This window comes from Aerosakkonema sp. BLCC-F183, from assembly GCF_041929145.1.
GTDB lineage: Bacteria > Cyanobacteriota > Cyanobacteriia > Cyanobacteriales > Aerosakkonemataceae > Aerosakkonema.
On record NZ_JBHFNU010000048.1, the window covers coordinates 17,031 to 42,439 of the forward strand.

19 protein-coding genes are annotated in these 25,409 nt (G+C 44.5%); 8 read left to right on the forward strand and 11 right to left on the reverse strand.

The genetic code is table 11. The annotated features are described in order from the left end of the window. Window positions 1–13 precede the first annotated feature (13 nt). The gene (locus ACE1CD_RS13135; protein ID WP_374824591.1) at window positions 14–2,128 is read left to right on the forward strand and encodes a thioredoxin domain-containing protein; all 2,115 of its coding nucleotides are present in this window, start codon (window positions 14–16) and stop codon (window positions 2,126–2,128) included. A 131-nt stretch (window positions 2,129–2,259) separates the two neighbouring features. Here ACE1CD_RS13135 and ACE1CD_RS13140 read toward each other — a convergent pair whose 3' ends face one another. Both ACE1CD_RS13140 and ACE1CD_RS13145 read right to left on the reverse strand, forming a co-directional pair. After that, window positions 2,260–4,236 (reverse strand): peptidoglycan D,D-transpeptidase FtsI family protein, encoded by a 1,977-nt coding sequence (locus tag ACE1CD_RS13140; protein ID WP_374824594.1) that lies wholly within the window; start codon window positions 4,234–4,236, stop codon window positions 2,260–2,262. Window positions 4,237–4,380: 144 nt separating this feature from the next. Further along, a complete protein-coding gene (locus ACE1CD_RS13145) occupies window positions 4,381–5,016 on the reverse strand; it encodes a hypothetical protein (protein WP_374797158.1) in 636 nt (211 codons plus the stop codon). Between the two features lie 457 nt (window positions 5,017–5,473). Between ACE1CD_RS13145 and ACE1CD_RS13150 the strand changes: the two genes are divergently transcribed. Beyond that, window positions 5,474–5,689: a hypothetical protein gene (locus ACE1CD_RS13150; protein WP_374797160.1), complete on the forward strand. Its 216-nt coding sequence runs from the start codon at window positions 5,474–5,476 to the stop codon at window positions 5,687–5,689. 195 nt (window positions 5,690–5,884) lie between these two features. Next, on the forward strand, window positions 5,885–6,208 hold the full coding sequence (locus tag ACE1CD_RS13155) for a hypothetical protein (RefSeq protein ID WP_374824597.1): 324 nt from the start codon (window positions 5,885–5,887) through the stop codon (window positions 6,206–6,208). Between the two features lie 104 nt (window positions 6,209–6,312). On the opposite strand, the gene ACE1CD_RS13160 is transcribed toward ACE1CD_RS13155, so the two are convergent. Continuing rightward, window positions 6,313–6,456 (reverse strand): hypothetical protein, encoded by a 144-nt coding sequence (locus tag ACE1CD_RS13160; RefSeq protein ID WP_374797164.1) that lies wholly within the window; start codon window positions 6,454–6,456, stop codon window positions 6,313–6,315. Window positions 6,457–6,547: 91 nt separating this feature from the next. Between ACE1CD_RS13160 and glgB the strand changes: the two genes are divergently transcribed. Next, window positions 6,548–8,869 carry a 1,4-alpha-glucan branching enzyme gene (gene glgB, locus ACE1CD_RS13165; protein ID WP_374824931.1) on the forward strand — a complete coding sequence of 774 codons (2,322 nt, stop codon included), beginning with the start codon at window positions 6,548–6,550 and terminating at the stop codon, window positions 8,867–8,869. 98 nt (window positions 8,870–8,967) lie between these two features. Here the strand turns inward: glgB and ACE1CD_RS13170 are convergent, their stop codons facing one another. The 7 genes from ACE1CD_RS13170 to htpG all read right to left on the reverse strand — a co-directional run bounded on the left by ACE1CD_RS13170 (window position 8,968) and on the right by htpG (window position 20,118). After that, window positions 8,968–9,504 carry a Tfp pilus assembly protein FimT/FimU gene (locus ACE1CD_RS13170; protein WP_374824600.1) on the reverse strand — a complete coding sequence of 179 codons (537 nt, stop codon included), beginning with the start codon at window positions 9,502–9,504 and terminating at the stop codon, window positions 8,968–8,970. 125 nt (window positions 9,505–9,629) lie between these two features. Then, window positions 9,630–10,217, reverse strand: coding sequence for a Tfp pilus assembly protein FimT/FimU (locus ACE1CD_RS13175; RefSeq protein WP_374824603.1), 588 nt, complete (start codon window positions 10,215–10,217; stop codon window positions 9,630–9,632). A 49-nt stretch (window positions 10,218–10,266) separates the two neighbouring features. Continuing rightward, window positions 10,267–11,388: a PilW family protein gene (locus ACE1CD_RS13180; protein ID WP_374824605.1), complete on the reverse strand. Its 1,122-nt coding sequence runs from the start codon at window positions 11,386–11,388 to the stop codon at window positions 10,267–10,269. 54 nt (window positions 11,389–11,442) lie between these two features. Next, the gene (locus ACE1CD_RS13185) at window positions 11,443–12,165 is read right to left on the reverse strand and encodes a prepilin-type N-terminal cleavage/methylation domain-containing protein (RefSeq protein WP_374824608.1); all 723 of its coding nucleotides are present in this window, start codon (window positions 12,163–12,165) and stop codon (window positions 11,443–11,445) included. A gap of 98 nt (window positions 12,166–12,263) precedes the next feature. Continuing rightward, window positions 12,264–16,943 carry a hormogonium polysaccharide biosynthesis protein HpsA gene (hpsA, locus tag ACE1CD_RS13190; RefSeq protein ID WP_374824611.1) on the reverse strand — a complete coding sequence of 1,560 codons (4,680 nt, stop codon included), beginning with the start codon at window positions 16,941–16,943 and terminating at the stop codon, window positions 12,264–12,266. 752 nt (window positions 16,944–17,695) lie between these two features. Then, the gene (gene rpmB, locus ACE1CD_RS13195) at window positions 17,696–17,932 is read right to left on the reverse strand and encodes a 50S ribosomal protein L28 (RefSeq protein ID WP_374797176.1); all 237 of its coding nucleotides are present in this window, start codon (window positions 17,930–17,932) and stop codon (window positions 17,696–17,698) included. A gap of 149 nt (window positions 17,933–18,081) precedes the next feature. After that, window positions 18,082–20,118 carry a molecular chaperone HtpG gene (gene htpG / locus ACE1CD_RS13200; RefSeq protein WP_374824613.1) on the reverse strand — a complete coding sequence of 679 codons (2,037 nt, stop codon included), beginning with the start codon at window positions 20,116–20,118 and terminating at the stop codon, window positions 18,082–18,084. A gap of 66 nt (window positions 20,119–20,184) precedes the next feature. On the opposite strand from htpG, the gene hpsE (ACE1CD_RS13205) reads away from it, so the two are divergent. From hpsE (ACE1CD_RS13205) to ACE1CD_RS13220, 4 genes are read left to right on the forward strand one after another with little or no spacing between them, the layout of a single operon-like run. Beyond that, window positions 20,185–21,171, forward strand: coding sequence for a hormogonium polysaccharide biosynthesis glycosyltransferase HpsE (gene hpsE / locus ACE1CD_RS13205; RefSeq protein ID WP_374824616.1), 987 nt, complete (start codon window positions 20,185–20,187; stop codon window positions 21,169–21,171). A 42-nt stretch (window positions 21,172–21,213) separates the two neighbouring features. Further along, a complete protein-coding gene (hpsE, locus tag ACE1CD_RS13210; RefSeq protein ID WP_374824619.1) occupies window positions 21,214–22,164 on the forward strand; it encodes a hormogonium polysaccharide biosynthesis glycosyltransferase HpsE in 951 nt (316 codons plus the stop codon). Window positions 22,165–22,212: 48 nt separating this feature from the next. Next, a complete protein-coding gene (locus tag ACE1CD_RS13215) occupies window positions 22,213–23,199 on the forward strand; it encodes a glycosyltransferase family 2 protein (RefSeq protein ID WP_374824622.1) in 987 nt (328 codons plus the stop codon). Between the two features lie 16 nt (window positions 23,200–23,215). Then, window positions 23,216–24,199: a glycosyltransferase gene (locus ACE1CD_RS13220; RefSeq protein ID WP_374824625.1), complete on the forward strand. Its 984-nt coding sequence runs from the start codon at window positions 23,216–23,218 to the stop codon at window positions 24,197–24,199. 45 nt (window positions 24,200–24,244) lie between these two features. On the opposite strand, the gene ACE1CD_RS13225 is transcribed toward ACE1CD_RS13220, so the two are convergent. Further along, window positions 24,245–25,405, reverse strand: coding sequence for a glycosyltransferase family 4 protein (locus ACE1CD_RS13225; RefSeq protein WP_374824628.1), 1,161 nt, complete (start codon window positions 25,403–25,405; stop codon window positions 24,245–24,247). Window positions 25,406–25,409: the final 4 nt, after the last annotated feature.

A 25,409-nucleotide genomic window follows, 5' to 3' on the forward strand; every position in this document is an offset into this window, starting at 1 on the left:
CTAGTCGGTAGCCATGACGAATCGCCTTGCTCAATCCCCAAGTTTGTACCTGCGTAAACACGCCGAAAACCCCCTTGACTGGTGGCCTTGGTGTGACGAAGCTATAGAAGTTGCCCGCCACGAAAACAAGCCGATTTTCCTTTCGATCGGCTATTCGAGCTGTCATTGGTGTACGGTTATGGAAGGCGAGGCATTTTCTGACCCCGACATTGCCGAATATATGAACGCCAATTTTATCCCGATCAAGGTCGATCGGGAAGAGCGGCCAGACCTAGACAGTATCTATATGCAAGGATTGCAGATGATGGTCGGGCAAGGCGGCTGGCCCCTCAATGTCTTCCTAGATCCCAAAGACTTAGTTCCTTTTTACGGCGGTACATACTTTCCCGTACAACCTCGCTACGGACGCCCCGGATTTCTGCAAGTACTCCAAGCCATACGCCGCTACTACGACACGGAAAAAGCCAAGCTCGAATCAGTAACTGCGGAGATTCGCGGTTATCTCCAGCAAGCAGCCGCGCTGCAATCCGAAGGTAGCGAAAAATTAGATTCATCTTTATTACAAAAGGGTTTAAACACTAACGCCAGCGTACTGAAGGGAGTAGGTTATGGCCCTAGTTTCCCGATGATGCCTTATGCCCAACTGGTATTGCGCGGGGTGCGATTTGGTTCTCCGCTTGCAGCTGCAAATCAGGAATCCGAAAATGATTTTAGGCAAGTTTGTACCAAGCGTGGGTTAGATCTGGCGCTGGGAGGTATTTACGACCACGTAGCCGGAGGTTTTCATCGCTATACCGTCGATCCATCTTGGACAGTGCCTCACTTTGAAAAAATGCTCTACGATAACGGTCAGATTGTGGAATATCTGGCCTGTTTGTGGAGTAGCGGAGTAAGGGAACCGGCATTTGAGAGCGCGATCGCCGGTACGGTACGATGGTTGAAGCGGGAAATGACTGCTCCTGAAGGTTACTTTTACGCTGCACAGGATGCCGATAGCTTCCCCGATCGCACAGCTAAAGAGCCAGAGGAAGGCAACTTTTACGTCTGGAATTATAGCGAATTGGAACAGCTGCTCACTCCTGAAGAGTTAGCTGAGATGGAAGAGCAGTTTACAGTTACTGCTGAGGGCAATTTTGAAGGCAACAATGTTTTGCAACGCCGTCATCCGGGTAAGCTGAACGACACAATCGAAACGGCTTTAACCAAACTGTTTCAAATGCGTTATGGCGCAATGCCTGAAACTGTGGAAACTTTCCCGCCAGCGATTAACAATCAGGAAGCTAAGAGCGGGAATTGGGATGGTAGAATTCCGCCCGTTACCGATACAAAAATGATTGTGGCTTGGAATAGTCTGATGATTTCAGGGCTGGCACGAGCTTATGTTGTATTCGGTCAGATAGAATATTTTTTGCTTGCGGTTCGATGCGCCAATTTTATTTTGGATAGCCAGTGGGTGCAGGAACGCTTTCATCGCCTCAATTATGACGGAAAGCCGGCAGTTCTGGCTCAGTCTGAAGATTACGCCCTTTTTATCAAAGCGCTGCTCGATTTGCAGCAAGCAACTCTAAGAATTGCCGATGGAGAAGAAATTTCCGGTTACGAATTACCAAAAGCGAATTTTTGGCTCGAAAAAGCAGTTAAGGTGCAGGAAGAGTTCGATGAATTTCTGTGGAGTTTGGAATTAGGCGGTTATTATAACACAGCTAGTGATGCTAGCGGCGATCTGGTGGTGCGGGAGCGCAATTATAACGATAACGCTACTCCTTCTGCAAATGGGATTGCGATCGCCAACTTAGTGCAGCTCGCCTTGCTGACGGAAGATCTGCAATATCTCGATCGTGCCCAGCAAGCTTTACAAGCTTTTTGCAGTGTGATGAACCAACCCCAAGGCTGCCCCAGTCTATTTACTGCTTTAGACTGGTATCTCAACCACACTTTGATTCGTACTAACACCGAACATCTCCAATCTCTAATTGCGGAGTATGTGCCTACAGCCGTTTATGCGCTTGCGGATAATCTCCCAGACGGAAGTGTAGGGCTTGTTTGCCAAGGACTCAGTTGCTCGGAAGTCGCCCACAGTCGCGAGCAATTGTGGGAACAAGTTCGGAAATTAGGGGATAGGGGATAGGGGATAGGGGTTAGGGGTTAGGGGCAAGGGAAGAAGGAAGAGGGAAGAAAGAGAGGGAAGAAAGAGAGGGAAGAGGGAAAAGCGAAAATATTAATTCTTCTACTCCCCCGCTCCCCCACTCCCCCACTCCCCTATCCCCTATCCCCGACGCCCTTTCGACTGGGTGGAATTTGCTCGATCGCAATCAGGGATTCCATAATTGATTTGACAATTGGTGCGGCGACAGTCGAACCAAAGACTCTACCTTTCGGTTCGTCTACCACAGCTACAACTACATAACGAGGAGAGTCAACTGACAAAATGCCAACAAAACTGGTGATTTTGGCATTGGCGGAATAACCACCTGTAGAATTGGCTTTTTGGGCTGTACCTGTTTTGCCGGCGATGCGATATCCGGGAATTTGTGCATTTTTTCCGGTTCCCTTGCTGACTACGGTTTCCATCATTTCCAAGACCGTTTGGGTAGTCTTGGGTGAAAAGATCGGTCGCGGTGCGGGGAGTGTGGGTTGCCAGTGCATTTGTCCGTTGGAGTCAAATAAACCGCGAACGACATGAGGACTGACCAGCTTACCACCGTTGGCGATCGCACCGTGAAGTTGGGCCAGTTGCAGGGGAGTGATGGAAAATCCCTGACCGAAAGAGGCGGTGGCCGGTTCAATGGCCGAAGAGGTAAATTCTTCTTGACTTTTTAACTGACTGGATGTTTCAAAAGGCAGGTCTGTTTCCACAGTTTGTCCCAGTCCCAGGCGTTCCAGCCAGCCGTAGTAAACGCTTGACTTCAGTTGCTGTACGATCTGCACCATTCCGACGTTGCTGGAAACTTGCAAAATTTGAGCGATCGTCAGCCGTCCCTGACCGCCTCCCTCAGCGTTTTTAATCGGCCAGCCCGCCACTCGAATCAGGCCGTTGTCTACAAAGGTACTGTCGGGTGAGATCGCTCCAGTTTCTAGGGCAATCGCTACATTGAGCGGTTTGAAAGTCGAGCCCGGTTCGTAAAGGTCTGTCAGCGCCCAATTCTTAAACAGTTCTACATTATATTTGGAGTAATGGTTGGGATCGTAGGAAGGTTCGGAAACCATTGCCAGCAGGGAACCATCCCGCGCATCCATAACGATCGCTGTACCTCGCTTGGCCTGGAATTGTGCAATTTTTTCTTTGAGGGCAGAACGGGTAGCGCGTTGGAGTCTGCTATCTACAGTCAGTTGCAGTCGCAGATCGTCTGTATTCATTACTCCTACTGGCGCGTAGTCGGGCATGATCGCACCGTTTCCAGTCCGACTCAGCCTGACGGCTTTGATGGAACGTTCTAAAAGATTTTGTTGGCTGCGTTCTACACCTGCTTGACCGATGTGATCCATATCGACATAGCCCACAATGTCTGCGGCAAGTTCCTGCTGTGGGTAGAGGCGCGAGTAATGGGGCAATAACTCTAGGCCATCCACTCGCAAGGCGACGATGCGATCGGCTACTTCTTCCAATAAGGAATTTTCAAGGCGAATCCCACTTTTTTTTTTGTTGAATAGTTTTTCCAGATCTTCGACAGAACGACCTAACAGAGGGGAAAGTTTTGTGGCCACTTCTTGTTTGGAAGTTTTAAATAGCTTGGGATGCGCGTACAAGGTGTAAGCTGGGCGATCGATTGCCAGAATGTTGTTATTGCGGTCAACGATGGGACGTCGAGGCACATACGGACGTAAGGTAACAGCTTGTTGCTGCTTTGCTCTGCCTTCCAGTACAGGCCCGCGAACAACTTGCAGCCGATACAAATTCCAGGCTAAGCCCAATCCGCTCACAATTAAAACGATCCACACTACTATAATTCTGTGCAACGGTGCTTGTTGTGGCTGAGATTTGGGATTGTGCGATCGCTGATGAGTTTCTGAGTATGCTGAAATTTTGCCTGTATTCTTTGCGCCAAACTTGCGTTCCCAAGCAGAGATATTTTGCAGGCGGAGTTTGGCAATGGGAGCTACTAAATTGGCCCCAAGTTGCGCTTGTTGCTTGTCTGAGCTTTTGCGTCGCCCAGAGGGGTGTTTGAGCTTGGGTTGTCCGGTTCTGCTGCGACGCCTACCAGCATAACGAGAAGAGGGAGGCTCGGGTGAAGCCATATCAAAACCTGTACAAAAATGGCGATAACAATTGTTGGGGAATTATTGCTGAATGCTTCCCAGTTAGATTGATTTCTGTTCAATTAATAGCGCAAACACAATTTTGGAGATTGGCTTGCATTTTCTGCCAGACTTCCAATCTCTTTAGTACCCTACTGGTGTTGGAGTTAGCTGAGGATGGGAAACTGAGGCGGCAGCCGTTTTTTCTGTAGGAGCCGATCGCTGTGGTGAAGGTACGAGAAACAAATTATTTTCTGGAGTTGGGGAGACCAAACCGGTATCGGGGTTTTCTGCACCCTCGGCGAGTTTATTTTTTAACACTTCACCCGCAGCCGTCAGTTGACGTTCTTTTCGCTCCAATATTTCCAGTTTGCGGTATTCTCGGCTCCAGAGTTGCTGGGAATACACTGTCCCCCCGTAAACGAAGAGCGCCGCACCTGCGAGGAAAAAAGTTACAACTGTCGAGCTGCGTTGCAGCCAAATGCCTGCATTTAACCAAGCTGGTATAGATTCAGACCCAGACTTAATTTTGACAGTTTTATTGTTAATTGAGTTCGATCGCTGCTCGCGGACTGGACGCGAGCGCTTTGTCACTGCCTGCTCTAGCTTCAGCGTAGCTTGTTTGTCTCCCATTTGTCGTAACGAGCTTTGGGATCTGCTGCCGACCGCCCTTTTTTGAGCTTCGATTTCAGTAACAACCGATCTTCTGAATGGTAGCCTTTTTGCAGAAAACACAGATTTAGGCGCGATCGACATATGCTGTACCAATCTGATAGACATTCCCATTTCCACATACTTTTTCGGGATGGGGATTTTGAACTGAGTAGAGCTGTTCGGAAAGTAGGGTTTCACATCAAAAGCTGGAATCCTTTTGGAAATCCTCCTTTCTGACAGGATTCTAACATTGCTAAACCTCTCTCTCACCAACCCTATGGGTCTGGGAGATCTGATTGTAATAGCCATCTTTACCCTTAAACAATCTTCTGACCTCAGTTTGAAGATCCGAATGGAAATAATCTTACGTATCCTATCGAGCTTCCGATAGTTAATCTTTGTCAAATCTGGACAAAATGACTTCTTTAAGAGATAATTTACCTTTTTTGCAGTATCATATCAGAAGCGGCGACTTTGCTTCCCAAACAAAAATTGGGTTGTATTTGCACCCTAGCTTAGTAAATAAAGTATTGTTATCATCATCTAGTTACGAATTGTGACGCAATCGTTAACAGAGGAGTGTATGAACAAGAAAATCGTTAGTTTGTTTCTCGGATTCGGCTTGGCGGCTATGTTAGGAGCTTGTCAGGGTGGTGGCGATAATGCACCCGCTACCACAAGTCCATCTCCCGCCTCACCAGCAGCAGGAAGTTCTCCCGCTCCTGCCAAACCACCAGCCCCACCAGCGGCTACTCCAGCTAAACCGCCTGCAACTCCTGCTCCTACTAAATCGCCCTAAGCTGGTTTTCGGTACTCTGACGATCGGCTGGCATAAGTCCGACTACTGAGCAAAGTAATCAACCTTAGCAAAAAGTTATCAGAGGATAAGGCGTCAATTACCCCACCTGATTCTACCGAATCCAGGTGGGGCTTGTTTGTCAGCCCCCAGCGCTGGTACACAACCAATCTACAGGCAGTATCGTAAGAGGATCTGATGAATAGAATTTTTCCCTATATCGGAAAACTGCTGCTTTTGTACTCCTCTGGTGCGGTGCTGCTTTCTTCAACCGATCGAATGTTAGCCCTACCACCGCCAGATGATACACCCGAAGAAGTTTTGCGGACAGAAATTATTACTGGAGCGCGATCGCCGATTGATGGTAAACCTGTAGATGCTGCCGAGTACGCTCAGTTAAGAGCAAGCTTGGCAGAAGCACAACCTGGAAGACCTCAAGTCGATCCCGAAGTGCAGCATTTAATTTTCTTGCTGCGTTTAAGTTATCCGCTCCGCAAACTTTTCCCATTTTTGCATTTTTAGCAGCGATCGGCCATTACGGATCGATCTCTACTGGTGCTGGAAAAGCCTAGTTTTAGGGACTGGGCATTAGATATCTGCAAAAATTATGGTGGGATAGGAAATGTCTACTGGCAATAGCCGATCGCACAAGCATTTGGGCCGCTAATTGGTAAGTGCGATCGCCATAAATACCGGAGGCCCACAATAGCGCTGGCGCGATATTGTTGTGGGTAATTCAGGCGATCCTCTAGCACAAGATGTAAATACATGAAAAAATGTATAAAAATATAAAGTGCTTTTGCAACTCTGTCCTGTCTGAACAAGTCAGTAAGTTCCTCTTAGGTAGGTAGCCTCATGTCCATGACCATTGCTCCCGAGCAGATTGACCGGATTGTTTGGAATCAGCATCAAGACCCGTTTGAAGTGTTGGGTCCCCATTCTGTAGAGCAAAATGGCAAAACTGTTTGGGTAGTGCGAACCTACCTTCCCAATGCTGACGCTGTGTGGGTAGTTCTGCCAGAGGAACGCAAACAATACCCGATGCAAGCGGTGCACAATCCTCATTTTTTTGAATGCACCATAGATATACCGGAATTAGCAAACTATCAGCTGCGGATCAAAGAAGGGGAACACGAGCGGGTCACTTACGATCCCTATGCCTTCCGCTCTCCGTTGCTGACCGACTTTGACATTCACTTATTTGGGGAAGGAAATCACCATCGGATCTACGAGAAGTTAGGGGCGCACCTAACTGAGGTGGAAGGCGTTAAAGGTGTGTATTTTGCAGTTTGGGCTCCCAATGCGCGTAATGTTTCTGTTTTGGGGGATTTCAACTGGTGGGATGGTCGCAAACACCAGATGCGAAAACTGGTCAATGGTGTTTGGGAACTGTTTATTCCGGGACTGGAAGTGGGAGTCCACTACAAGTTTGAAATCAAAAACAATGCGGGTCATATTTACGAAAAAAGCGACCCCTACGGTTTCCAGCAGGAAGCACGACCTAAAACTGCTTCGATCGTCACAGATTTGGATACCTACACCTGGCACGATAGCGATTGGATGGAAAAGCGCCGTCACACCGAGCCCCTGAGCAAACCGGTGGCTGTCTACGAATGCCATTTAGGTTCATGGTTACACGCCGCTGCTGATGAACCGGCTAAGTTGCCGAATGGGGAAACCGAGCCGGTGGTAGTTGTCTCGGAACTCAGACCGGGGGCTCGTTTTCTTACTTATCGCGAGTTGGCGGCAAAGTTGATTCCCTACGTTAAGGAACTGGGATTCACGCATATTGAATTATTGCCGATCGCAGAACATCCTTTTGATGGCTCTTGGGGATATCAAGTGACGGGGTTCTACGCACCTACTTCTCGTTACGGTACGCCCCAAGATTTTATGTATTTTGTTGACAAATGTCACGAAAACGGTATTGGGGTGATCCTAGACTGGGTACCCGGTCACTTCCCCAAAGACGGTCACGGTTTGGCATTCTTCGATGGCACTCACCTCTACGAACACGCTGACCCTCGCAAGGGCGAACACAAACAGTGGGGCACTTTGGTGTTCAACTACGGTCGCAATGAGGTGCGTAATTTCCTGGTAGCTAACGCCCTGTTCTGGTTTGACAAGTACCACATTGATGGGGTACGGGTAGATGCGGTGGCTTCTATGCTCTACCTCAACTATTTGCGCCCGGATGGGGAATGGGTAGCGAACCAGTACGGCGGTTGCGAACACATCGAGGCGGCTGATTTCTTGCGTCAGACAAATCATGTCATTTTTAGCTACTTCCCCGGTATTCTTTCGATTGCAGAAGAGTCAACTTCTTGGCCGATGGTGTCTTGGCCTACCTATGTGGGAGGTTTGGGCTTTAACTTGAAGTGGAATATGGGCTGGATGCACGATATGTTGGATTATTTCAACATGGACCCGTGGTTTCGCCAGTTTCACCAAAACAACATTACCTTTAGTATTTGGTATCACCACAGCGAGAATTATATGCTGGCGCTGTCTCACGATGAGGTGGTACACGGCAAGAGTCCGTTGATCGGTAAGATGCCGGGAGACAGGTGGCAGAAGTTCGCCAATGTGCGAGCTTTGTTGACTTATATGTATACTCACCCTGGCAAGAAGACTCTGTTTATGAGTATGGAGTTTGGCCAGTGGAGTGAGTGGAATGTGTGGGGAGATTTGGAGTGGCATTTGTTCCAGTTCGAGGCGCACCAACAGCTGGTGAAGTTTATGACTGAACTCAACCACTTGTATCAAAATGAACCTGCGCTGTATACTTGGGATTTCGGTGAAGGTGGGTTTGAGTGGATTGATTGCAGCGATAATCGCCACAGTGTAGTTTCCTTCCTACGTCGGGATAAGGAAGATCCCAGTAATTTTGTGGTGGCGGTGTGTAATTTTACACCTCAGCCCCATAGCCATTATCGGGTGGGCGTGCCTGTACCGGGATTCTACAAGGAACTGTTTAACAGCGATGCCGGTCACTACGGCGGTAGCAATATGGGGAATTTAGGTGGTAAGTGGACTGATGAGTGGAGTTACCACAATCATTACCATTCGCTGGATCTGTGTTTGCCACCGCTAGGGGTGCTGATTTTGAAGCTGGATAAGGAGAAGACGGCTGAAGCTCTCAAGGCGGCGAATCCGGAATTTGAGGAGGAGTTGGAGGAGTAGGGGCTAGGGGCTAGGGGCTAGGGGCTAGGGAAGAGGGGCTAGGGAAGAGGGGAAAGGGAAGAGGAATGAGTGACTTTTGACTTTTGACTTTCTCGCCCTTAATCCCGCAGACAGTTACGATCGCTCTCTGTGCGTAACGCTCCCAACAATGTGGATACCCAAACGCAGCGCTTGGGAGCGTTGGTAGAATTATTTTGACCGCGAGTAATAAAGGTGATTCTGCCTAACTGTCCGTTAACGTGACCTTTGTACTGGAACTGTACTCTATGAATGCCATTGCTTGTGTACAATGTGGTGTTGTTTCGGTCGATCGCAATGTTGTCGGCATCTTCACCAAGCAGGTTGTTCCAAGGTAAACTATCTGTGGGTAGGCTCTCTGGATGTACAGACCATTGCACTCGATCGCTGTTAGTCCGGAAGCTGGTTTGCCAAATTCGTTTCTCCCTTTTACTGTTGATTTGCGCTTCGCGCATAGCATTCAACGCTTCCGCTTGAGCTGCATTGAGGCGTTGGCGATTCAAAAATGCCAGCCAACTGGGGGCGGCGATCGCTGCTAATATTCCCATAACAGCGATAACTACAAGCATTTCCACCAGGGTAAAGCCCTTATCGAAGGTTGAGGAAATATATTTCATTTTATAAACACAACAGATGCACTTAATTCAATTTTCTGACTTAAGTTAGCTATCCGGCAACCATATTTTTATATTCGATTTCCCTATGAGCGACTGGGTATAACTTGCCGATCTAATAGACCACTTTAGAGGCAATCATTATTATTACCTGCACGCATAGCTCCCAGTACGGTATCAACAAAAACACAACGCCTCGAACCATCTGCTTGATTGCGAGGCTTAAAAGTGATTTTTACTCCATTACTTCCCAAAGCTGCCCGATAGTCATCATGAACCAAACCTTTGTACTGAAATCTCATGCTGTAGTAGCCAGCAGGTGCTGTTGGTAGAGTTGTATTCGCGGTATCAATGGTAATTTTATCGCTATCTTCCCCAGTCATATTGTTCCAAGGGTTAGCTTGAGTGCTAGCACAATTAAAATCAGAAATTTCATTCGGAACGGGATGTACAGACCATTGCACCCTATTTATGCCATCGGTATCAGGGTAATCGCGAAAGCAGACTTGCCAAACTCGCTTTTCTCTCTGGGCATTTGCTTGGGCTTCCCGCAATACGCTAAAAGCTTCGGCTTGAGCGGTATTTACACGTTGTCTAGTTAAAAATCCCAGCCAACTGGGGGCAGCTATTGCTGCCAAAATGCCTACAATTGCTATAACGACGAGCATTTCTATTAAAGTAAAACCAGATATTGCTTGTTTTGAGATATGCTTCATTTTTTTCTCCTCAATAAAGCAGGATATGTAAACTAATTTCTTAGAATGTTTATTGGGCAGGTTTTTTGTCGATAACTCCACGGGCTACTGCTTGGGTTTTGATCGCTAGAAGTGGTGCTACTTTAATTCCTCCTTTACCAGTTGGATTACCTCTGAGGAATAAAACAATGTCTTGATTAGAAACATCTCCGCTCACATTAATAGCACTTCTGACACAAGCCATAAAGCTGGGGTTAGTGAATCCATTGGGGTTAGTTGACGGGGGGATACGATTATATATCTCACGACGATTGCCAGTGCTGTCAACATAGGTTTCTGTTGGGCATTCAGAAGGTTTAACCGTTAAATTATCTCGTGGGTCTGCACCAGGAGAAGTGCGATCGGGATAATCAAGAAAATCGACTAATACCGCTGTTGAGCTTGTATTTATATTCCCGCTAGATATTTTGACTCCCCTACTATCAAACGGCCAAGAAGCAAAGCTAACGCTATTTTCTGTAGGGTCTGTATATCCGTCCGATTTTGTCAAATTACTATCTGGTTTGTTTTGTGGGTACTTATACAATTGGTATCGCATAATTCGCGAAATACCTTTCCATCTATTATTATCGGGGTTATCATCGCTGTTTCTTACTTGAAGGTAAACTACCAAACTATAAGCACGTCGCCGAATTTTTAGTTGGTCGCACTCTTGTCTTTTAGGATTAACAGGATCGGCATTTGCAGACCCAAAATTATCGCAATTCAAGCTATTAAGAGAAGTGTCATTAATATTAACAGAAGTACCATTAATCTGCTCTGGTTTCCAAAAAACTAAAATTGGTTCGTATTTAGTATTAAACGGTAGATTAGCTCTTAAGGAAGTTATACCAATACCCCCAATAGTCCTTTGATTATTAATCTGTTCGTTCGTGTAGACATAAGCTGCCTCTCTCAGATCGTTTACTATAAAATCCATCGCCATTTGCATTTCTCTCTGAGTTTCCGATCTACCATATTCTCGACGCTCTGACTGCAATAGATCGGTGATCATATCTAACAACGCTAGAATGACAAAAGTGGATATCACGATCGCTACCAAAAGTTCCAATATGGTAAATCCCGCTTTTTTCCCTTTTTTAGCTTTAAATAGTGTTCGTTTTAGCAGAGACTTAATTATTTTTGTAGACATTGTTTTTGCTCGCTATTCAATCAATTCAAGATTGCCAAATAAAAAAGAAAATGCTTACTGATTTTCCAAAAATGTCTTGTAACTGCTTTGAGAGTCAGGGGTATCGCTTTTTACAACGCTTGTGTATATGATTGCTAAAGGTAGCTTTTTCTGAGCCCCAAGTGCTGTGCTAAGTTTCAAACTAGCAGCTTTCTCAGGCGGATCTTGCAGATCGCCAAAGTTCATTGTATCGAAATAAGCATATACTCTTACACCCATATTAAAAGCAACAGTTCTGCCTGATTGTTGAATTCCCTCACTGCGATAACTTTGCATTAAAAAGTCTGGTTTCCCATCGTTGTTGATATCAATTCTTAAAGCTGTTGTGGCATTTATTGAGTCAGGGCTGTCGTTAAATGCTGAGGGTTTTGACTGGCGACGAAAATCACGATCGGAAATACCTGCTTTGGGCGGTAAACAAGCGGTTTTGCTAGTTCCTGCTGGGCAAGTCTCATAATCATAATAGCTGCCCTGTTCTACTATGCGTCTGACTCTATCTATCTCTGCTTGAGCTAATTGTAAGGCTTGTTCGGCTCTTCGGTTTTGCACGCGAGTACCTACTGCTAGAAAGATTGGCGGTGTAAACGATGAAATAACCACAGCAACCACAGTAATTGCTACCAAGCATTCCAGCAAGGTTACTCCTTGCGATGATTTTCTTGGCTGGAGGAGTTTGATTATTTCTAATTGCAGCCTGCCACTTTTTATTGGTTGAATTGAGTGTGTTCTTCCTAACATTGTTTTAGCCTCCGTTATGACAATATTTGTGATATTTAAGGGAGAATGGGTATTTTTTGATTGCCTCTTATCCCATTCTCCTTCATCTACCTGTACTATTACGGGCATTCTGTGCGAGATGCTAGATCTATATCAGGTAGTCTGTTGTTTAACGCACGGCGTAACTTACAAATGTAGGGGTCGCTTACTTCCAGATCTCGGTAGAATTCGCTGCGGGGGCTAGCAGATTGGAGGAAGCGTTGTGCTAGAGGGCCAGCAGGTGCATATTGCAATCCTACATCATAACCCCAGCGGCGATTGGGTCGGTTGTAGTAGAAGTTCCATTCTTCATTTCTTGGTTCGTTAACGCCATCTGTACCATCTGGTTCCCAATCATCTTGGTCGTATGGTCCTGTCGCATAGGTACTGAAGCTTAACTGAACAAAGGAACCAGAAATATTCAGGTCTCGATCGAACCAATCTTCGATCATACGGGGGAAGTTGTGCAAACCACCATAACTCTGTTTGTTTTGAGAAGGAAGAATACCGCTAACGATGGTGGCGTTTACCTGGGTGTTGCTGGCTTTGTCGAGGACATTGGAAGTTCCGTAAGAAGTTCCGAATTGTCGGTAAGTGCCTTTATACTCTGCCGGAGCGCTACACTGACCATTGGTAACAGTAGCACTGTTAGGGCAATAGAACGGGTAACCATTTCTCGATATTTTGATAGGAAGACTGGTATTACTTACCGTCCCATCTTCCCGAATCCAACCGCGTTCTGGATTAACGTTGTCACCATTAGGGCCGTTGAAACCTCGGTAAGAATTTTTCTTAGAGGTATCATTTTTGATACCGTCCTCTACGCTTCCTGCATCGAAATTATCTGAAAGAATCGCGATCGCATCAGCTGCGATTTCAGCGGGTCGCCAAGTATCCTTATTTGGGCGGGCAAAACGATCGTCCAATACCTTTCGATCGTAGAACTGATTCCAATTGGGATCGTTTTTGAGCAGAATATCCTTGAACTCTTCTAAATCATTGGAATTTCCGTCAGTGCTGTGGAAATTGAAATTGCCTTGAATATAAACGGGGTTATCCGAAACAAACGCGATCCCATATCCTTGGTCGCCTGTATCTCGCTTCAAAACTTGCCCGTTTCGCAAACGGAAACCATAAGGACGACGGTCTGGGTCTGCGTAAAAATCTACTGGTTTGGGTGATATTTTCAGAGAAGTTAAACCTGGATCTTTTGGATCGTTGGGGTTTGTAGCGTTTGTTCTAGGGTGACCGGTATCGTTGGGATTTGTGTAAGCGCCATTGGAAGGTCTGGAAATCGCATCTTCCCGCACTGCATCTTCTCGGAAAGCATAAACAACACCGTGATTTGCCGGTAACCAGGTATCGCCGTTAAATGTAACGCTTTTGAGTTGCTTTAAATCTATGTCCAAAACTCGCACGTTCATCATTTCTCTGCCATCGAAGAGGGCGTTATCGATGATAGAAACCCATCTGTCGCTATTGTTCGGAGATTTTACGCGAAAATCATCTTTGCCCGGTGCAGAACCTCCTGGTGCGGTGCCAGTTGTCGGTAAACACCAAGCAGTGTCGTTGCAGCCTGTAGAGAAGTTGGCATCTTTTGGCCGCAATGCCATTGATTTTATTTCTGCTGGGCTGAAGCCTACATACCCTCCTGGAGGATTGGATCTGCCTGTAGTTTTTGTGATGTACTCTTCCGAACTATTAATATTAACAGGAGAAGTATTAATTGTTTGCCGATCGCTATGAGTGGCTACTGGGAAAATGTAGTAAAGAGAAGGATACTTAGGCTGAGTGGGGCAGAGGCTTACGGCTAGACGAATAAATTTCTTTTCTTTTTCTACATCTGTTCCCCAGGAACTAGGATTTCCCATTCCAAACCAGTTATTTCCAGACCCATCACTCGAATCGCTAAGGTCACAACCTACATAGACATATCTTTTCTGAGTAGCTGTGTCTGTAGTAACGTCATTTCCGTATTCAACACCAGCATATTTAAATTTGGGTGTCGTACTACCACTAGGAGGGTTAACAGCGTGCAACTTCACTTCATAACGGAACTCTGCTCCTGATGGTGCTGTTTGTGAGGTTGCAGAAGGCGACGGTGCAAAACCTAAAAGACGATCGCGAGCTATTTGCTCTTTTTGATAAACGAACTGAGCGATTTTTTTCTGATCCGCGTTTGTAATTTTGTCGATATAAGCATCAGGTTGTGAACCAATAGAAGGCGGAGTAACAGTAGGAGAAGGAGGAGAAGGAGGATCGTCGTAAATTCTCAGCGCAGTATTCAGACTATCTAAATCTGCTGCGTTATAATTATAACCTTGGAAATAGCTAATGTTATTTGCCAACATTCCCAAAGTTCCAGCAGCTGTGTGGATGTAAGATTTATCTGCAATGCTGAGATTGCTGTAAGTTACACTATCTAAATTAGAAACAGCGCGGTTTAGGTTAGAGAAATTACCCCACATTCTCAAGTAAGGGTCCGGATAAACGCGATCCTGCTTGGTAGGTGGGAAAGCTCCATCTTTTTCACCTGCAAAATATGCCAGGTTCCTTAAAGCTTTTCCTAAAGGCTGTCCCGCAGAAAGCTGACTATTAAAGGTATTTTCATCCTCACCACCACCTGCTACTACTTCATATTCCCATCCATCGGTGCCTCTGCCATTAAAGAAGTCACTGTACAAAATGCCACCAGGATACAAGGTTGCATCCGGCGTACCGGATGGGTAGCTGTAGAAATTAGAATTGAGGTTGAAGGTTTTACTGTTGCCAATAGTTCCGCTAGTGTTACTTCCCGTTCCCGGATGAGAAGTAGTTGCTACAAACGCAATGGGAAAGTACCCACTATTTCCGCCTTTATAATGGTAAACTGCTGTTGCCTGAACCGCTGCTAAATTATCTCTAAGCGTGCGTCTTTGCTGCTCTTCATGTTTGATTGGGTTTTGATTGGGTGGATACAGTGGATCGACTTCATTAGGGTCGTTACGGTTTCCATTTCCATTTAAGTCTGAATTAACCCAACCATAGGTATTACCCAATTGCAGCCTTTCTCCCACAATTATCCGCAATCCTTCTGCCCTAGCTCTGCGTTCCCAATAACCATCTAAACCCAGTTCTTTGAATTCTTGGTCTTGTGCGGGAACGACATCCTTGATCAGCTTTGTTTCGGAATTCGGTATTGCCAGACCGTTTTCAGGGATTTCTATTTTATCGTATCTCGGTTTAGGGCCGTAGCGATTGTCAGCTCGATAAGTATCGTCTACATATGGTGTTGCTTCTGTTTTGTTATAAATTCTTTTTCTGGTTTGGAAATAGCCTATAGTACCTGGCCCTGCGTTTGAATCCCAACCATCCACTCTAGCTAGTTTATTATCTGGAGGTGTGCCAGTCCGCGCTTGGGAAATATCTTGAGTAAAGAGAGCTACAGGATCGAGGGATATATCGACAGGATTTTTTTCGTTCTTTACCGAATCTTTCCCACTATCCATTTCCACACCATTAGTACTATTAGGTGAGTTATCTGGGTTAACGACGTGAAAAATACCTTTACTATCGTATGAGTTGGTAGATAATCTACCTACACCTATTTGTCCTAAATAAGCATTTGGTTGTCTGGGTGGGTCAGCGTTCAATGTCGCGATAGTTATTTCGGAAGCATCCTTGGTATAGAAACAAGACTTTTGGGCGCTAATTAAGAAGCTCCGGAATTTACTAGAGCCATCATTGCTACCGACAAATATATTACCGGCGCTGTACATCGCTCCGTTCCAGTTGAAGTTGCTACCTGGAAATACTTCCAAGTCATAGCGGAACCAAGCACCCCATTTGTTACCTTTGTCTAGCTGCCTATCTTGCTGAAATTCCAGAGTAGTAACTGTTCTTTTTAAACCCTCTTTATTGGAAATAACAATAGCATCTACCTGGAAAGTTTTGCGGAGAACGGCACTGCCAGCAGGATACCAATGATTTGGATTAATTGAAGTTGGGCTTGTCGAACTGGAGGTTCCCGAACCAGAACCTGTTAGCAAATTGCTGCATACTGGGTCGCTAATATTAATTGTATTCAACGGGCCATTACGTACAACCAAAGCAGATGCTTTGTTGGCATCCGAACTGCTTTCTAATGTGATATTGCCAGTCTGATTTCTTGTTTTAAGAAAAATAGAGTAAACAACTATTTCCTTAGTATTATCACCATCTACATCAGTTTGGTAAGCCCAAGCTGGGTCTGCCTGACCATCTCCATCAAGGTCTAACCGACCGTTCACCCCAGAAAGATCGTCTTCATCGGGAAATAGGTATGGATCGGGGTTTGCTGTTGAGACAAGTTGATAATTAGAGTTTAAGCCATTAGTTAACAAACTCATCAGAAATTCATCTGATGGCGGACCACTAGGCAAGCGCGTATCTTTTAGGAACAAATACTCCAGTTTTGCTTTTGCCCGTTCGATAGCAGGAGTGGCAGCATTATAAATCACCTGCTGTTCCCGTTCTCCCATCACCTGATTGGTACGGCTACCAGTACGAAACAGAATTGCGGCAATCACCAAAGCTACAACTAACAAAAGTACCGTTACAGTCGGTAACACAAAACCAGCTTTAGCCGTAGCGTGACGCCGCTTTCCATAACCTTTATGCAACAAATTACGTACCAGCCAGCGGCTCAATTTTCTGCTAGCACTTCTCGACAGCTGCCAAAACTGTTTGAATACGCTGTAGATGAATTTTTGAATGGCTCTGGTTTGTTTGCGTTTTAACATGGCTGCTTTCCTGTATGAGAGAGGCTATTTCCAGCAGGCTCAATAAGAGAGAATGGATAGAAAAGTGTAAGGGAAGAGAAATTTAAAATCCCTATTTACACTTCACAGAAAATTTAAAAATTTTGTGGCTAACCTATGTGCTAACAACTGCAAATCTGAGCATCAACCGAGAAAATACGCTCTTGCGGAACACAAAGGAAATTTAAAAACGATCTGTAATTTGACGGAGAAGCGGGGAATTGCTCGGTATAAGTGTATAAGGCACAGTTGTGTCCTTTTCCACAAGTATGGGTATCCGCTTGGGTAACTACACTTTGCTTTGAGCATATTCCGCACATCTTCAAGAAAAATTTATCGATATAACTCAGTTAAGGACTAAACTTATAGTACCCACGAGATTCAATAAACCGATCACCCTACGGAAAGATAAGCCTTCTGGTGTATGAGGGAGTGGGGGAGTGGGGGAGCGGGGGAGCGGGGGAGCGGGGGAGCAAAAAAATTAATCTTTTCCCTTTTGGCTCGTTCCCAGGTTTCACCTGGGAATGCTGTCTAGGAGGCTCTGCCTCAAGATGGCATAGGAGGCTCTGCCTCCAAACCTGCGTTACTAGGCCGAAGCCTGGTAAGGAGGCGAAATAGATCGACTCAAAATAGGACGATCGCTCTTGACAAAATTTATCTATTCTGAAAAACAATGCGGTGCGCTATCGTTTCTGCTATCCGGCACCCTACGAAAGCTTGCAGCAAGAAATCGATTAAAACTTATTGAGGTCAATGCCAGCTTCTTTCGCCATTGCTGACAAACCCTTGCGTTCGAGGGTCTTGATCGCTTTTGTAGAAATCCGCAGTCTCACCCAGCGTTTACCTTCGGGCCACCAAACTCTTTTCCACTGCAAGTTAGCTTCTTGCAGCTTCTTGGTGCGGATGTGAGAGTGAGAAATAGCATAGGCATTGTTGGCCTTTTTGCCTGTTAGTTGGCATACACGGGACATAGATTTTCTCCAGATTTAACTTTTTTGGGCACAATCTTCCATTATAGGGGCTAGGGCGTCGGGGCTAGGGCGTCGGGAAGAGGGAAAAGATTAATTTTTCCGCTCCCCCACTCCCCTGCTCCCCTGCTCCCCCGCTCCCCCACTCCCGCTCAACTAGCGGCGCGTTCGGTAAGACGAGTGAGGACTTGATTCGATCGCTCCAAGAAAGCCTTCATTTTTTCAGCATCGAATGCTTTGTGTGCCATTAAAGCCAAATCGTAAACGTGATGGCAAATCATATTAGCCAGTTCGCCGCTGGGTGATGTACCCTCAGCTTGGACGATACCGCCTTGACTGAGATTGACGAGATTGTGGATCAAGGGGTGAGAAGTATTCACCACCAAAGTATGTTCTTCAGGGAATTGCACGGCTTGCTGCTGCAACAAAGCGTTCATCTCCCGCAGACGGCGCAGAAATTCTGGTAGGAGTACCATTGCTGGTGGGGTACCTTGGGGGTCGTCGGATTTGAGCGCTTCCGTGCGGACGGTAACTTTTGTTTGGTTGAGCGCCTTCTCGAATAGCTCTTTAATCAGTTCGCTGCGAGTTTTGTTGGTTTTGGGGTCAACAATTTCGGCGGCTTTGTCTTTTTCGAGGAGGTTTTCATCCAGTTCGGAGTCTACGCGAGAGAACTTGACATCTTTATATTCCCGTTCCAAGAAAGAGATGAAGTGGCTGTCGATGAAGGAGTCCATAAACAGGACTTCCAAACCTTGTTTTTTGTGTAATTCTACGTAGGTTGCCTGCGTTACCGGATCGGAGCAGTAGAATACGCGGTTTTCGTGACGTTTTTGGTTGCGTTCCAGGTATTCTTTGAGGGTGGTGTATTCCGATTTTGAATTTTGGATTTTGGATTTTGGATTGTCTTGTTCTTGAGCGGCTGGGGTGACATCTTGCCAAGCATCACCTTCTTGAGTTTGCACCTGTACGGTAGCTGGGGTATTTTGCTCCCCTGCTTCGCCAGCAGGTGAGGACGCCTGCTCTACAGCTAATGTGGTGCGATAGATAATGATGTCTTCGACTTGCTTTTTGAACTTTTCGTCGTTCATGCAGCCGAATTTGACGAAAGTACCCAGGTCTTGCCAAGAACTGATATATTCGGAGCGGTTGTCGCGGTAGAGTTCGTTGAGGCGATCGCCTACTTTCTTAGCAACGAAGTCTGCTATTTTACGAACGGTGCGATCCATCTGCAAGGCGCTGCGGGAGACGTTGAGGGGAATATCCGGACTGTCGATGACGCCACGCATCGGTAGCAGGAATTTGGGAATGATTTCTTCGCAGTGGTCGCTGACAAATACTTGATTGCAGAACAGTTTAATATTGCCCTGCGTTACGTCTACTTCCGGTTTGAGTTTGGGAAAATAGAGAATACCGTTGAGTAAGAAGGGGTAATCGGTGTTTAAGTGTACCCACAACAGCGGTTCTTCTTGGAAGGGATAGAGGTAGCGGTAAAATTCTAAATAATCCTCTTTTTTGAGGCTTCTGGGGGATTCGCGCCACAGTGCCTTTTGTTTATTGATCTGCTCGCTTTCGAGTTCGATCGGCACTGGCATAAAATCGCAGTAGGTCTTCACCAATTGCCGGATGCGGGAAGGTTCCAGGTATTCGACTTCTTCTTCTTGTAAGAAGAGGGTAACGGTGGTGCCGCGATCGGTGCGGGGCGAATCTTCTAGAGTAAAGTTTGGGGAACCGTCACACGACCAGTGTACTGCCTGTGCGCCTTCTTTGTAGGAAAGCGTATCGATTTCGACTTTCTGGGCCACCATGAAGGAGGAATAGAAACCCAAGCCGAAGTGACCGATAATCTGTTGGTCGCCACTGCTTTTATACTTTTGGATAAATTCTTCGGCGCTGGAGAAAGCAACTTGATTGATATATTTCTTAACCTCCTCAGCGGTCATACCGATGCCATTATCGGTGATGGAGAGGGTTTGTTTGTCCTTATCGATGGAGATTTTAATTTTCGGTTCGCCGACTTCGCCCGTAACTTCACCAGCGTGGGACACCATTTTAAGTTTTTGGATGGCATCCACCCCGTTGGAGATCAGTTCCCGCAAGAAAACCTCGTGACCGGAGTAGAGAGACTTTTTGATGATGGGGAAAATATTCTCGGTATGGATAGTGATAGTGCCTTGTTCCAGCATAGTCATAAGTTGAGTCCAGGTTGCTTATACTATATCCAGGATAAATTGTGACTTTAGCGTCCCGAACGCCATATGTCTGTTGATTTCACCGTCGCCATCCCAACTTATAATGGCGAGAAGCGTTTACCGGAAGTTCTAGAGAGACTGAGAGAGTGCATCGCACACGCTGAGCGATCGCAGTCCATACAACACTTCCGCTGGGAAATTATTGTAGTCGATAACAACAGCAAAGACAACACAGCCAAACTTGTGAGAGATTATCAAGCTAGGTGGCCTTTAGATTATCCTTTAAAGTATTGCTTTGAAGCTCAGCAGGGAGCGGGATTTGCTCGCAAAAGGGCTATGGAGGAAGCACAAGCAGAACTGATTGGCTTCTTGGATGATGACAATTTACCTGCATCGAATTGGGTAGAAGCTGCCTGTACCTTTGGTCTGGCACATCCTCAAGCTGGTGCATACGGTAGCCAAATTCACGGACTATTTGAAATACCTCCCCCGGAAAACCTTCAGCCGTTACTGCCTTATTTAGCGATCGTAGAACGCGGTTCGGAACCACTGCTATACGAACGCAATAAAAAGTTACTGCCTCCCTCTGCGGGACTGGTCGTGCGTAAGCAAGCTTGGCTAGAAAGCGTTCCCAGTCAGTTAATTTTGACAGGTAGAGTAGATGGCAATATGCTGACTGGTGAAGACTTAGAAATGTTGTCCTATATCCAAAATCGTGGCTGGGAAATTTGGTACAATCCCGTTATGGAAATCGAACATAAAATTCCGCCTTCGCGTTTGCAAAAACAATACTTAATTCCTTTTTTTCGCGGAATTGGACGTAGCCGTCACGTTACTCGGATGCTGAGTGTGAGAGTTTGGCAAAGACCATTGGCTTTTTTGGGATATATGGCCAACGATTTACGAAAAATAATTTTGCATTTACTTAAGTATAGAAATAAAATCAAGTCAGATTTGGTCGCTGCTTGTCAAATGGAACTATTTTTAAATAGTTTTTTTAGCTTTTATTATCTCTGGAAAAATGGATATTTTAATAGCAAAAATAAAAATTGACAAGCAAGCATATTTGAGATTGAAAAGATAAATTATTACAAAATGTCCTTAGACTTTAGTATAGCTATTCCTACCTATAATGGGGCAAGCCGTTTGCCAAAGCTTCTGGATAGGCTGCTAATGCAAAATAATAGCGATCGACTTTCCTGGGAAGTGATTATCGTTGATAATAACAGCACCGACGATACAGCAAAAGTTGTCCGGAACTATCAAGCTAATTGGCCTCAAGCTTATCCTCTTAGGTATTATCTTGAAAAAGAACAAGGATCTGCCTATGCAAGGTTAAGGGGTGTCAAGGAAGCTAACGCTGAGTTAATTGGTTTTCTTGATGATGATAATCTGCCAGATCCTAACTGGGTAGCAACAGCTTACTCATTTAGTAAAGAGCATCCAAAAGCTGGTGCCTGGAGCGGTCAAACGCATGGTGATTTTGAAATTCCCCCTCCCGAAAATTTTAGAAGAATACAAGCTTTTTTGGCAATCAGAGAATATGGCCCAGAACCAAAGCTCTTCGCTCCAGAAAATTTAAGCCTCCCGACAGCTGCGGCTTTAGTAGTTCGCAAACAAGCATGGAATGAGAGCGTTCCCACTCGTCCTACCTTAAGAGGTAGATTAGGGGGTTCGATGTTGGGGGGAGAAGACTACGAAGCATTGCTGTATATGCACAAAGTAGGTTGGGAAATTTGGTATAATCCGGAAATGCACACTTATCATCAGATACCGCGATCGCGATTGGAAAGAAATTACTTACTTTCTCTCTCTCGTGGCTGTGGGTTAGCTACTTGCCATTTGCGTCTGATTAACGCTAAAAATTGGCAGAAACCGATTGCGATCTCGAAAACTTTACTGGGAAACTTGCGGCGTATGGCACTACACTTAATCAAGTATCGAGGAGAGTTGAAAAATGATGCGATCGCCGCCTGTGAAATGGAATTTTTCATAGGTAGCTTTCTCAGTCCTTTTTATTTATTCAAAATCCATATACAAAAATAATTTTTTATGAAATGATGAACAACTGGTGGTAATTGGAGTAGATAATATATGCCAGTAATTTCCACGATAATTCCAGTTAGAAATAGAAAAAATTATACTCAAAATATTCTTACCCAAATTTATAGTCAGTTAAGCAATAAAGATTACCATAAAAAATTTAATGTAATTGTTGTAGATGATGGTTCCACTGATGGTACTAAAGAACTAATCCGTTCTCAATTTTCCGAAGTTAACCTCCTTGAAGCAGATGGCTCTCTTTGGTGGACGGGAGCTATTTGTCAAGGGATGAATTACGCGATTGAAGTTTTAAATTCAGACTATATTGTTTGGTTAAATGATGATATATCTATATCCGAAGACTTGATTGATAATATCAAACAAATTTGCGACTCTCATTTATCAAAAGAAGCCATAATCGGAGGAATAGTTCGAGATCGAACATATCCAGATTGGGTTGTATTTAGCGGAATGCTTAGAAAAAAGCTAATTCGCAGCATGGATTATTTTGCATCGGAAAAAGAAATATTCGTTGACACTCTCAATGGAAACATAGCTATTATTCCCCGGACAGCAGTTGAAAAAATTGGTTTGCCGGATGCACGCAGATTTCGCCATTATGGCGGTGATTTTGAGTTCGTGAGTCGCGCCAAAAAGTCTGGATTTAAAGTTATTTTATCAAGTCGTTTGCAAGCTACAACAGACTGCCAGATTGCCGACTTTGTTCGTTATATGCCTCCTTGGATGCAATGGCATATAGAAAATAATATTTTTAAAAAAATCAAAATACTGCAAGGATTCACAAATTTAAAATGTCATCATAATATCTGGCATATGTTAAATATTATTTATTGGGATTTTGAACATATACCTAGCTGGAAGTATATAAATTTTTATGTTCGGCAAGTTATTAAAGTTATTGCTTGCAATTTTTGGCAAAGAAGCAGGGTTGAACGAGAACTACAAGATTATTTTAAAGAGCAAAATGCTCCCCAGCCAATTATTGATGCAATTATGTCTGAAATAAGTCGCAAATAATTTACATTTAGCTAACATGGCATTAATATCTGTAATTATTCCAGTTTATAACGGTAAAAAAACTATTCGAGAAACCATAGAATCAGTTTTGCATCAGACATTTTCGGATTGGGAATTAATTGTTATTAACGACGGTTCTAATGATGGTACTTTAGAAGTTATTGCTAACATCAAAGATACACGATTAAACGTTTTCTCTTATCCAAATGCTGGACAAGCTGCTAGCCGAAATCGTGGACTTTCTAAAGCTCATGGTGAATTTATTGCCTTTTTAGATGCAGATGACGTATGGATGCCGGATAAACTAGAGCTGCAATTAAAAGCTTTACAGACAAATAGTCAAGCAGCTGTTGCTTATAGCTGGACTGATTGTATAGATGAATCCGGGCAATTTTTGCGTCGAGGCAATCATATTAACCTAACTGGTAATGTTTATGCACAGATGTTGTTGACTGATTTTTTGGAACATGGCTCTAACCCTTTGATTCGCAGAGATGCTTTAAACCAAGTTGGTAGTTTTGATGAGTCACTTCCTCCTGCTGAGGATTGGGATATGTGGTTGCGCTTGGCTGCACGCTATCAATTTGTCGCAGTACCGTCTGTGCAAATTTTATATCGAGTTTCTGCTAATTCAGCATCTTCTAATCTCGGAAAGATGGAGGCAGCTTGCTTGCAAGTTATTGAAAGAGCTTTTTCTCAAGCTCCTGACTCTCTACAATTTTTGAAAAAGTACAGCATTGCAAATAATTATAAATATTTAATTTTCAAAGCACTGGAAGGTTTACCAGAACGAGGTAGAGCCCTAGTAGCAGTAAGGTTTTTCTGGCATACCGTGAGAAACGATCCTGGTATTTTGGGCAAAAAAGTTAGTTTTAAAGTATTATTTAAAATAATTATTTTGCTTCTCCTGCCTGCTCCTCAATCTCAGGCTTTAGTTAATAAATTTAAAGGATTATTCAATACCAGCACGATACTTGGCTACCTGCGGCAGGCTATCTGAAAATAGTCAAATAGTCGTGTGCGTTGCAAGCGCGATCGCATTTTCTTAAGTCCCAGCTGCACAACGGTGAATCATATCAACATACGCTGAACGCAGTTGCTCCCAACTAAAGCGATCGTAAACGCTATGATGGTAACCGAGGGGCTTATGCTTATCCTGACTTTCAGTCAGGACTTTAGTTATTAAATTTGCCAAGCTTCCTGACAATTCAAAATTACCAAAATAACCTTCTTTCCCCAACACATAACGGGGAATATCGTAATCATGAGCTAAACATGGTAACCCATATGACATAGCTTCGACAAACACGCGCCCAAATGCTTCGCGCAAAGAAGCTAGCACAAAAACATCAGCAATTCTGTAATAATCATCTACTTGATTGCGAGGTACTGTTCTTATTTGAAAATTATCTGAACCTAATAATTGATTGCCTAACTGGATTAGTTTATCTGATTCCTTTTCTTTTTGTCCCAATAGTAAAAGAAATGGTCTTGGCTCTGGCAAAGTAGCAACTTCATGAATAATATAATCCACTCGCTTGTGAAAACTGTTAATAGCTGCTACGGAAAGAATTAAAGGTTTCTCTTTAGGTAATCCCAGCCTATTTCGTAAAACTTCTCGCTCCTGGACTGAAAGCATTTGTAGTTCGGACGGTATATTGAATCCAGAAGGAAGCAGAGTATGTTTTGCCGCAGGTTCTTTATAATTTAGAGTATTTTCAAAGCTCGTTGGAGTCAAGTGCTGCACATGATTCCAACGAGTAAAAGGAGGAGAAAAAGGGCCACCATTACGGAAAAGTAGCTTATAATTTTGTTTTGTCAACCGCCGCCAGTGCCAAAGTAAATAACCTAACCCGTCATCACTGAAATAAATCACATCTGGTGTTTGCCGATGTATATATGGCAATAGACTAAAAACAAAAGATGCTTCTTCAATAAAGTACCCTCCTTGCCTCAGAAAATAATCTCCTTTGTGCAAAGATTCACTCAAAGTTTTGACTAAATGTCCTATTTGAATTGCCATCCAAGTAGAGCGCGGCATATTCCATAAAGTTATGGATTTTTCCTGAGAATAACTACCTCCTTTAAAGAGAGTTACATCCAAAGAAGGTTCCTGGGATAATACAGGAAAACATTCTTGAAAAAACGACTCGTAGCCGCGCTGAACATTACCAAGACCAGAACAAAGAAGAAAAACTTTAATCATTTGG